The following is a 408-nucleotide window of genomic DNA, read 5'->3' as shown; positions in this document are numbered from 1 at the left end:
CGTTATGGCGCCTGTCGTCGTATTCAAGCTAAGTCCCGCCGGCAATAGGTTGCCGCCCGTTAACGCGTAGGTAACTGACCCGCTTCCCCCTGACGTTTTTGCGACGCTTCCACTAAACGCCCGGTTTTGGACCATTGGTGGCAACGTCGTGGGCAGTACCATCGACGTTACGATGGTTCCGGTGTACTGCTGCGTTGCAGTCAGCGGCGGAGTCGACGAATCGGTTGCCTCAATCGTAAAGTCGTAGGCGCCGCTGACTGTCGGCGTCCCCGTTATGGCGCCTGTCGTCGCATTCAAGCTAAGTCCCGCCGGCAATAGGTTGCCGCCCGTTAACGCGTAAGTAACTGACCCGCTTCCCCCTGACGTTTTTGCTACGCTTCCGCTAAACGCCCGGTTTTGGACCATTGG

The 408-nt window shown here is 58.3% G+C and carries 1 protein-coding gene; it reads right to left on the bottom strand.

The genetic code is table 11. The annotated features are described in order from the left end of the window. Positions 1–405 (bottom strand): cadherin repeat domain-containing protein (locus GTO89_RS17020; RefSeq protein ID WP_235920547.1); only part of this gene is annotated, 405 nt, incomplete at its 3' end. Positions 406–408 lie beyond the last annotated feature (3 nt).

Origin of the sequence: Heliomicrobium gestii (assembly GCF_009877435.1) — a bacterium.
Lineage (GTDB): Bacteria > Bacillota > Desulfitobacteriia > Heliobacteriales > Heliobacteriaceae > Heliomicrobium > Heliomicrobium gestii.
This window is presented reverse-complemented; position numbering and strand designations above follow the sequence as displayed.